This window comes from bacterium (assembly GCA_040757115.1).
Classification (GTDB): Bacteria; UBA9089; CG2-30-40-21; order CG2-30-40-21; family SBAY01; genus JBFLXS01.
Genome location: JBFLYA010000154.1, coordinates 1 through 8,886, shown reverse-complemented (window position 1 = coordinate 8,886; position 8,886 = coordinate 1). Strand labels below are relative to the sequence as shown.

The window sequence follows — 8,886 nt, the reverse complement described above, 5'->3', positions numbered from 1 at the left end:
AGAAATAGGTAGAAATTGATTGTGGAAAACAACAAATTTCCATAAATTTCTATTAGTTTCTATTAATTTCAATTTTTTTAATAATATCTCCCTATCTCCTTAATCTCCACATCTCCTTTTGTTACACTACCTGAACGCTTACAAATTATTATATCCCTTAATGTTAGGATACCATAAAATCAAGCTTTTGTCAAGGATTAATTCTGAAAGGGGGCGTGTAAAATTTATGGGTAAAAAATATTCTGAGAGTTAGACCTGAAATTAAATCAAATATCAAATATCAAAATGCAAAATTACAAATCAAATTTCAAAAAGGACTTCAAGTATTTTAACGCTGAAAGGAAAGAGATAATTTTACTGAACTTTGGCAAATTTGCGTAACCGTTCAGGGCTATACATTACAGGGCTATATATTAGAAGTGTAAACAAGGAGAAATGGGGAAAAGGGAGAATTGGAGAAATGGCTCAAACTTTTTCTTGCTCCACTCTTCGGACATCAATCCTGGAGTCTGCAAAATTTACCAGTAACCCTATTTCTTTATCTACTGCTCTAAGGTATGATCTAACCTGATTATAATACTTCCCACTTATCTCCTCAACAGTTTTAATCTCTACCACAATCTCATCTTCAACAAAAAGATCAAGTCTATAAATCCCAGCCTCAACACCTTGATAGAATATCTTGACTTCTTTTTCTGATTCAAAGATGATGTTCTGTCTTGCAAACTCAACCTTCAAGGTATTGTGATAGATGCTCTCCAGAAAACCATGTCCTAACTTTTTATGGACATTAATACAGGCATTAATAATCCTATCACTTGATGTTCAAGTTTTTTAAAGGTATAAAGATTTAACCGCAAAGAGCGCAAAGGAAGATTTCGCAAAGGACGCAAAGGAAGGAAAATAAGGTGGTGAACAACCTATTGCTTTGTTAAGTTTGCTTTGCTATGTTTAGAAAGTTATCGGTTATCAGGTTATCGGTGAAGAGAAAACAATGGCCTGTTATCTCCGATTACTGATTACCGATCACCTAACTAACATGCAAATTCAATCTTAACAGAGCACTATAATCTTTGCGTTCTTTGCGGTTAATTTCTTTGCGTTCTTTGCGGTTAAAAAAGGATAAACCACTTAATCTTAAAAAAACTTGAATATCGAGTATAAATATTTTCGTGCAAAAGTTTGTTGACAAAATAAAAAAGTATGATAAAATTAAAATTACTACGGCGAGAGGAATAAGTGTCTTTACTGATAAAAGAAGAGAACTATTAGCCAGAACATTAATGGATATTAATAAGATTGTTATTGCAGCGGCTTTTGCCAGTGAATTCTTTTTTAAATTTGCTATTTGGTTGAGAATATTACTATTATGTGGAATTGGGCTAACAGTTATTCTGGGAATTTTAGTTTGTCCCAAAGATGAAAGGAAAGAATAAAATGACAGGAGTATTTGCGGTACTATTAATCGTATTAATCATCGGAGTCTGGTTTGCCATTGACCAATATCGAGCAAAACACACCCATCACTAATTGTATTTTTTTAGAGAAGTTTCTCTTTTACTCACACTCTGAGAGTCTCATGTTCCAATTGGAGAACTTACTTTTAAATACGCAAGATGCAAGTTCTCCAGTAAACTGGAGTTTCGTGAATTTTTGAAAAAAAAGCTAAAAAATCGTAACCGTTCAGGCTATATATCAAAAGTGTAAGAAAGGGGATAAGGAGATAAGAGTGATATGGAGATAAGATAATAGAAATAGATTGAAATTTATAGAAATAGGTAGAAATTGATTGTGGAAAACAACAAATTTCCATAAATTTCTATTAGTTTCTATTAATTTCAATTTTTTTATAATAATATCTCCCTATCTCCTTAATCTCCACATCTCCTTTTGTTACACCACCTGAACGCTTACGAAAATCTGAATGGGAGATTGGGGTCAGACCTGAATGGCACTGACTTAAGAAAAAATTAAATAAAACAGTGCCATTCAGGTTTGACTCTGATTTTTTCCCTAACAAGTAGAATAACTTAAAATTTGGGTTAAGATGAATAGGCAGTTTGCTCCTACTTATCCTGCTCGCTAAGAACTAATATCCCAATGTTATCTCCTGATTTAAACATAATCTTATTACCGTCCGGAGACCAAACTGGCCTGGTTGCATCTCCTGTTGAGGTTAACTGACATAAATCTCTTCCACTACTACTTATTGCATAGATATTAGTTTTTCTTCTAATCTCATTATCAAAGACAATCCTTGAACCATTCGGAGACCATGAGAGAGAATAATTGGTATAATTAATATCACCAATGATGATAGAGGAAAAGAGTAATGGTATATAAAATAATGGAGGAGTAGTTTCCAAAATCTTTATAGATTTAACTTTCTGAGTAGTAACATCGATGATATAAAATGCATGGCCATAATATCTACCATCTGTCCAGGGACCACTACATATAATTTTTGAGCCATCAGGAGACCAAACCATATTTTTACCACCCTTTGATAGTTTACGCAGTGGTGTTCCGTCTGGGTGTATTAACCAAATATCTGCTTCCATGCCACCACTTCTTGAAGAAGAGAAAGCAATTTTGTCTCCCATAGGAGAAAATAGAGGGTGATTACAGTCGTTACCTGTGGTCAATTGTCTCTGCCCTGAACCATCACTATTCATCACCCAAATATTTCCCTCTTTTACAAATACAATCGCTCTACCATCTGGTGACCACCTGACCTCAGAAGATTTTCCATCAGTAGTCAATTGAATATCCTTAAAGGAATTTATATCGTTCACCCAAAGATTTCCAGCAAAAATATAAAGTATTTTATTGTTATCAGGAGACCAGGATGGATCCTTTCCATTATTAAATGTTAAGCGAAACTTTCTCCCTTCAATATTTGCAATCCAGAGGTTTCCTTGACATCCAAAAGCTACCCATTGTCCATCATTAGACCAACTATAATTTGACTCATCAGAATGCCCAATCCAGATTATATCTTTAACCTGTAAATTAGTATTTGAACAGCCAATTATAAATAGTAAATAAATAATAAGAATTCTGTTCCAAAACATCTCTAATCTTTCTCCCTACCCAAAGTTAATATCCAGATATTATCGTAAGAATCTCCAATTTTACTTAAGACTATAGCTAACTTTTTACCATCGGGTGAAAAAACAGGTCCTGCTTTAACATTACCTAATTCAGACGAAGTTAATTGAGTCAAACCTGTTCCATCAGCGTTCATTATCCAGATATACCCTAAATGTGAAAAGGCAATAAACTTACCATCAGGCGAACAGGAAGCACCTGATACCACTCCCTTTAATTTCTGTAACATTCGAACATTAAGATTGTCGGCGGATTCACATTTAACTTCCACTATTCCAATACCGGCGGGGAAAAATTTCACTTTTTGGTCCTTTCCCCGACTTAACTCTGTGGTATTTATAAGCATTTGAGTTCCATTAGATAATAAAGAAAATGCCCATTTAGGTGGGAATCCAGAACAGTATCCAAGATAAGCTAATCCTAAAGTTCCACCTATATATTTACATTCTGTTCCATCAATATTTATCATCGCATAAGTACTGGCTAACATAAAAACAATCCTCTTTGCTTTTGGCAACCATTGTGGTTGAGAAGCAGCCGAGTGCCCGACTACAATTACTCTATCTGTCCCATCAATATTCATTATTCCCATATCGTTTTCATTGTTAAAAGCAAATTTTTTCCCATCAGGCGACCAGGATATATATTCATATCCAGCACCTACTACTTCATCTGTTATTTGTTGCATTTCTCCACTTTCAAGGGATGTAATCCAAATATTTCCAGCAGGAGAGATAAATGCTATTTTTTTACTATCAGGTGACCAGATAGGAGATATTCCTCCTTTTTCAGTTATCTTTTGTGCATTTATTATTCTTAAATTTACTACCGCAGGATTCTTTCCACAACCAATAAGTATTATTAAAGAAATTATCCCTAATTTTATAAATATATCCTTCATTTTACTCCTTCTATCTTACCTGCTGGATATACCAGAACTTCATCAAAACCAACTGCCCAACTCTTTCCCTCTTGAGTGGCTATTGCTGTTACCAGATGCTTACCCGGGGTTCTAAGAATTAAATTCTCAAATGTATGAATACAGGATTCAGGTGGGTTAAATGTATAATCAGCAGGTAAAGTGGCTAAAGGGTCCGTTGATTTAAAATGGATAGTAATTGGGGTATATTTTAATTCTAATTTTTTGGTTCTATTTATCTGGTCATATTCTACCCAATATGCACCTGTATATATGCTTCCGTGCTTATCATATATTGCTACTATTACATCTGAAGGTATGTTGGCAGTCACTGGATTACTAATTACTGTTACTCCATCTCCTGCTGTGAATTTCTTTTCTGCCTTTTCTTCTTTTGTAACTTGAGGTTTAGTCGGTTGTTTTACAACTCTATCCTCTATTCTTTTTTCAACAGGTAAGGTTTCATCTTTGGAAATTGTTGATTCTGCTTTTGCTAATAATGGTGCTGGATATTGCACTACTACAGATTCTTGAAGTAATTTTTTTTCAATTGATTTTAATAATTCACATAATTTATTATCTTCTCCTACTACCTTTAAACCATCTTCTAAGATTCTTTTTGCCTCTGTCAATTTATTCAAATTAAAAGAGTTACGTGCCTGACTGTAATATCTATCAGTTAACATATCTTTCTCTTTTAGAACTACATTTAATCCATTTTTTATCCTTTTGTCCTTCGGATTAAGATTTATACCTTGATTAAATTCCTTTATAGATTCTATATACATCCTTGCTTTAGCATAAGCAGAGGCTATTTTGTAGTGGATGAGGGAAGAGTCAGGATTTATCTTTTCTGCTTTTTGGTAGGCATTAATAGCTTTTTCATACATACCTCCTCCCATATATCTATCACCTTGATGAATGAGCGATAATGTCTGAATATGCCTAACTCCTGAAGGTAAGAGACTAATAGTTATGAGTATAAGAAGAGATATTACAGCAAAGGTAAGTATTTTATTTATATAACTGATAGAAATTTGCTTTTGGGACATTTTTGATGTTCCCCTGAAAATAGGAAGTAGAGAGTAGAAGGTAGATAGTAAGGAAAACATCACTCCTCACGCCTATTTCCTTACCTCCTATCTTCTATCTCCAACATGCCTTTCACGAAATTCATAACACCTTGATTTAAATAAACTTACAAACACACCTCTTTTCTTATTGCCCTCCTGTTACACAAGTCCTTAATTTTAAAAAACTTACAAATCTCAATTGGTTCCTTTTTCTCAATTTTTGTCCATTTTAAAGAGGGGTGGAGGGCAATTTTTTAAACCTCTGAACTTCGTGAAATCTCTCTCTACAAACAGATTACCTCTACCATGCTGAATTTTGTCTTTTTATAGGACATCTCTTTTAGCTCCGTAGGAGCTCTAACTGTTTGTAGAACTGAATCACAAAAAATGTTTTCTAACTCCGTAGGAGTGCCCTGATTATTTAATCCATTCGGTAACTATTTACCACGCAAGAGCACGAAGGACACGAAATGGAATTTAATGTCTTGTAATTTTCGGTAGTGTCTGACAATAACTACAATTTTTTAACCACAAAGAGTTTCACAAAAGAGTCAAAGATTTTTGAGAGAATAAATTTTTTCCCTTTATTTCTTTGTGTATTCTTTGTGTAGTTTGTGATTAATTTCAGAGACCATCTAATTTTCTTCGTGTTCTTCGTGGTGAATAGTTACCCCTTAATTTCCTCTATTGTTAATCCCGTTACCTGGGATATTTTTTCAACTTTCTCCCCTAATTTCAAAAGACTTTTCGCTACTTCTATTTTGCCTTGTTGTATTCCTTGTTTTAACCCTTGTTTTAAGGCAAACTCTATCGCACCTCTTTGCATTCGGATAAAATCGTGCCGCTTATATTGAATTTCTAACTCCTTTTCACTCATCCCCGCAGTATTGGCTATTTCAAATGCCTCCTTTATTTCTATCTCTTTAACTAAGCTCTCTGGAGTATATTCAAGTCTGCCTGCATTCTTTATAAAATATATCCATTTGTCTTTGATTGAATCCAGCTCATCCTCATTCTTCTTGAATTTGGGCAATTCGATAAAAACAAGTTCGATTTCATCATGGTATTTGATTAAAGTCTCCTTTTCAATGAGATTGAAATAGGTGATAACCTTATCTACATCCTCGAACATGATAAAGTCCGTAATGGTTAGAGCAATAATAGGTTCAAGGCTGGTAAATGATTCTGTCTCTTTTAGCTGAGCTGAATATGTCTTAGCCGCATTATATAAAATCCTTTTCTCAAACCCTTCTACATTCAAAACCTGCATCTCGATAATGACATTCTTCTGGTTTGAGAGTTTGGCTTTAACATCGACATAGGTATCCTTCATCCCCTTGATTAATGGTATTTGGTAGGGGTCAACGATTACTAAATCAACGATTTTTTCAGTCTCTTTAAAATCAATCACCGAGTTAAGAAAGCTAATAAGTATATCCTTACTTCCTTGAGAGCCAAAAACCTTTTTGAAGGCATAATCTGTTTTAACATCTAAAAAACGCATCCAAATACTCCTTCCTTCAATAGTTATATCATACATATTATAATTCATGGAAAGCTTTTTGTCAAGCACAATTCACATAAGTCAGCAATTCTCGGTGAAAAATTAGATAGAGGCTCATTATTCCTTATTTTTCTCTCAAAATCTTTACGAAAAATATTTTTTTCTATCTCTCCTAAACAGAGGTGAATTCAGTCTCTAAAAATTCACCGAGAATTGCTGCACATAAGTCTGATGTCCAGTGTCTGAATCACAGGCAGCAATAGAAAAAAAGTTGACAATATTTAAGGACTTTGTTATAATGAAATTATGAAAGGTGTAGAAATTAAGATGGTAGAATAATAGTTACTTCCCCCTATAACCCTGACTATGTGGCAAAGATGAAGACTATTAAGGAACACTGGTGGCATTCTGATAAGAAATATTGGAGCTTTCCAGATAGTAATGGAACTTTTGAGGAGATTCTAAACGCCTTTATCAGTGAATAACCTAAAACATAAAGTGATGTTGATGCTTGTATATTCTGCTGGATTAAGAGTTGGAGAGGTAGTAAGATTAAAGACAGAAGATGTTGATAGCAAGAGGATGCTAATTCATATCAAAGGGTCAAAGGGGAGAAAAGATCGTTATGTAATGTTGTCGGAAGTAGCATTAGAAATTTTAAGAGGATATTGGAGGAAATATAAACCCGAAAAGTGGTTATTTGAAGGAGCAAGAGTAGGCAGACATTTATCCACAAGGACAGTTGAAAAGATATTAGAGGATGCGTGTAAAAAGGCTGGTACAAAAAAAGATGTTTCAGTACATACCTTAAGACACAATTTTGCTACGCATTTATTGGAAGGCGGGACTGACTTAAGATACATTCAAGAGCTATTAGGACACAAAGATAGTAAGACAACAGAGATTTATACCCATGTGAGTACTAAAAACATTGGGAAAATAAAGAGTCCACTGGATACCTTGAACCTGAAGAAAGGGAAGTAATGGGTGGCAAAAGATTGTTAATAGAAGGGGTGTCCGGGCTTTTCAGCTAGAGTTGGGATATCCGAAGTACTTCGGATATCACCCCAAAATTGGGGGTATATCCGAACCTGTTCGGATATAAACAAGTTAGGCGAAATCGCCAGTTAGATAATATTAGGAGAAACTTTATGGAAAAGGAATATTTGAAGGATCTAAGTGCTGTGGTTAAAATATTATTAGAAGACGCATCAATCAAAGAAACTATTAAAAATCTCAAGTTACAGCTTCGAAAGTCTAATGAACCATTCATAGGGAGTGCCATAAGAATAGAGTCTTTTCGTGAGAGACTCCCACAGAACATCAAATCTGCCTGGGTATTCGTTAACAAAAAGAATGTTCTTTCTATTGTTCATTATCATCCAAATAGTACTCAACACACGGTAATAGTCGAAGGGAAAGGAGAGGTCAAAATTGCCGGCCGTTGCGAGGAGATGCGATTATTCAATCAGCAAAATGAAGATTGCTGGTATGTGATAGATAACAATGTAGCTCATGAATTTTACCCGAAAGGACGAGAAATGGTTGTTATTTCTTTTCATACGTGCTTAAGCAATGAGCTGATAGAAATAAAATGTGATAGTGGTAAACAACGTCTATATGAAACGGTGAAAAAATGATAGCGCCTTCGCCTAACAGAGCGTATCTAGCTTCGTGCCTTCGGCACTCAGCCCAAATTTCTCGCTTCGCTCGGAACTTCAGATACGCTCAGCCGATAACCAAAATGTCGCTTCGCTCCATTTTGGTTATCGGGATGCGAATGAGCGAAAGGCGAAAGCTTTATGTAACTCAAAGGGGATTTTTTGAAAAAGGGAAGTTGCTCTGCGTCACTTCGGCTATCAGCGGCGGGGCACCCACGAAGTGGGTCGGGGCTGAAGCCAAAACTTGTAGTGAGCCTGTCGAACCTATGCCCCTAAAGGGGCACTTCGCTCATCCCTACCCCGTTATCTGCTCATTGCGGATAAGGGAAAAAATTCGACCTGTGCGGTTGGGAATTATCAATAATGATGGGATAAGAAGTTAAAGAAAAGTGTTAATTTTGCCGATATAAATGGTAGCAACAATAAAAAAAGGAGGGCTACCAAATGGGAAATTATAAGATTGTAGTAAAGGTAGATATAGAGGAATGTTCTGAGCCAGCAGGGAGTGAATTAGAAAGGAAGGGGGATGGGATGTTTGAGATGAAGATTAGTGAAGGGGATGCGATAAGTATAGACAGATGTGAGAAAGCGTTATTACAGACGAACTATGAAGCGGTA

10 protein-coding genes are annotated in these 8,886 nt (G+C 35.2%); 4 read left to right on the top strand and 6 right to left on the bottom strand.

Annotation, left to right across the window (positions count from 1 at the left end):
* Positions 1 to 465: 465 nt before the first annotated feature.
* Positions 466 to 807: a GxxExxY protein gene (locus AB1422_13005; GenBank protein ID MEW6620231.1), complete on the bottom strand. Its 342-nt coding sequence runs from the start codon at positions 805 to 807 to the stop codon at positions 466 to 468.
* Positions 808 to 1,172: 365 nt separating this feature from the next.
* On the opposite strand from AB1422_13005, the gene AB1422_13000 reads away from it, so the two are divergent.
* Complete coding sequence (locus tag AB1422_13000) at positions 1,173 to 1,436, top strand: hypothetical protein (protein ID MEW6620230.1); 264 nt, start codon at positions 1,173 to 1,175, stop codon at positions 1,434 to 1,436.
* Between the two features lie 167 nt (positions 1,437 to 1,603).
* Here AB1422_13000 and AB1422_12995 read toward each other — a convergent pair whose 3' ends face one another.
* From AB1422_12995 to AB1422_12975, 5 genes are all read right to left on the bottom strand, one after another.
* Entirely contained in the window at positions 1,604 to 1,813 is a 210-nt protein-coding gene (locus AB1422_12995) for a hypothetical protein (GenBank protein ID MEW6620229.1), read from the bottom strand.
* Positions 1,814 to 2,066: 253 nt separating this feature from the next.
* On the bottom strand, positions 2,067 to 3,074 hold the full coding sequence (locus AB1422_12990; GenBank protein ID MEW6620228.1) for a DPP IV N-terminal domain-containing protein: 1,008 nt from the start codon (positions 3,072 to 3,074) through the stop codon (positions 2,067 to 2,069).
* A gap of 2 nt (positions 3,075 to 3,076) precedes the next feature.
* On the bottom strand, positions 3,077 to 4,012 hold the full coding sequence (locus tag AB1422_12985; GenBank protein ID MEW6620227.1) for a hypothetical protein: 936 nt from the start codon (positions 4,010 to 4,012) through the stop codon (positions 3,077 to 3,079).
* Positions 4,009 to 5,082: a tetratricopeptide repeat protein gene (locus AB1422_12980; GenBank protein ID MEW6620226.1), complete on the bottom strand. Its 1,074-nt coding sequence runs from the start codon at positions 5,080 to 5,082 to the stop codon at positions 4,009 to 4,011. The genes AB1422_12985 and AB1422_12980 overlap by 4 nt, the downstream gene beginning before the upstream one ends.
* 688 nt (positions 5,083 to 5,770) lie before the next feature.
* The gene (locus AB1422_12975) at positions 5,771 to 6,655 is read right to left on the bottom strand and encodes an Rpn family recombination-promoting nuclease/putative transposase (protein MEW6620225.1); all 885 of its coding nucleotides are present in this window, start codon (positions 6,653 to 6,655) and stop codon (positions 5,771 to 5,773) included.
* A 429-nt stretch (positions 6,656 to 7,084) separates the two neighbouring features.
* Between AB1422_12975 and AB1422_12970 the strand changes: the two genes are divergently transcribed.
* The 3 genes from AB1422_12970 (at position 7,085) to AB1422_12960 (ending at position 8,651) form a co-directional block, all read left to right on the top strand.
* Positions 7,085 to 7,591 carry a tyrosine-type recombinase/integrase gene (locus AB1422_12970; GenBank protein ID MEW6620224.1) on the top strand — a complete coding sequence of 169 codons (507 nt, stop codon included), beginning with the start codon at positions 7,085 to 7,087 and terminating at the stop codon, positions 7,589 to 7,591.
* 167 nt (positions 7,592 to 7,758) lie between these two features.
* Positions 7,759 to 8,247: a cupin domain-containing protein gene (locus AB1422_12965; GenBank protein MEW6620223.1), complete on the top strand. Its 489-nt coding sequence runs from the start codon at positions 7,759 to 7,761 to the stop codon at positions 8,245 to 8,247.
* A gap of 140 nt (positions 8,248 to 8,387) precedes the next feature.
* Positions 8,388 to 8,651, top strand: a complete 264-nt coding sequence (locus AB1422_12960) for a hypothetical protein (GenBank protein ID MEW6620222.1) — start codon at positions 8,388 to 8,390, stop codon at positions 8,649 to 8,651.
* Positions 8,652 to 8,886: the final 235 nt, after the last annotated feature.

Coding starts and splice junctions, on each gene's coding strand:
- AB1422_12995 (MEW6620229.1), bottom strand. CDS start 1,813: ATGGAAATTTGTTGTTTTCCACAATCAATTTCTACCTATTTCTATAAA.
- AB1422_12990 (MEW6620228.1), bottom strand. CDS start 3,074: ATGTTTTGGAACAGAATTCTTATTATTTATTTACTATTTATAATTGGC.
- AB1422_12985 (MEW6620227.1), bottom strand. CDS start 4,012: ATGAAGGATATATTTATAAAATTAGGGATAATTTCTTTAATAATACTT.
- AB1422_12980 (MEW6620226.1), bottom strand. CDS start 5,082: ATGTCCCAAAAGCAAATTTCTATCAGTTATATAAATAAAATACTTACC.
- AB1422_12975 (MEW6620225.1), bottom strand. CDS start 6,655: ATGAATTATAATATGTATGATATAACTATTGAAGGAAGGAGTATTTGG.
- AB1422_12965 (MEW6620223.1), top strand. CDS start 7,759: ATGGAAAAGGAATATTTGAAGGATCTAAGTGCTGTGGTTAAAATATTA.
- AB1422_12960 (MEW6620222.1), top strand. CDS start 8,388: ATGAGCGAAAGGCGAAAGCTTTATGTAACTCAAAGGGGATTTTTTGAA.